Raw genomic sequence first — 449 nt, forward strand, 5'->3', positions numbered from 1 at the left:
TTGTTCTTTTTCAAGGCGTCAGAAATCTCAAAACGTAATGACCGTAAAAGGTTTTTAAAAGATAAAAACTCAGGATCATTCTCTTTGCTCTTCCATAACTCCCTGATGTTAATATCTGAATATGACAGGTATGGAACCGAACCTAAAACCGCTGACTGGGTTGCCTGCGCAAGTTGTTTTGAATCCATTATACTGCGGTCCAAAAGGAACATCGTTAAAATCCAGGTAAAGCACAGGAACAAACTAGCTATGTAAGAAAGCGCTATATATACTATGCCTTTAGAGGCAAGAGGTAAACCAGGCAATCCTAACTGTGCCAATTGCAGTTTCAAGGCAACATTCTGCCCAGTCCTGTTTTGGTTATAGGTATCCAAAGAGTTCATGTAATCTTTGGTAGCCAGTTCCGCATCACGTTCATAATTCTGAATCCCTGCATCAAAAGGAACCAT

At 40.1% G+C, this 449-nt stretch carries 1 pseudogene; it reads right to left on the minus strand.

Going from position 1 to position 449, the window contains the following annotated elements:
- Positions 1–449 (minus strand): annotated as a pseudogene (locus tag AC1DDK_RS26140) (exopolysaccharide transport family protein); the annotation flags it as partial.

Source organism: Pedobacter sp. 05T44 (assembly GCF_056395985.1).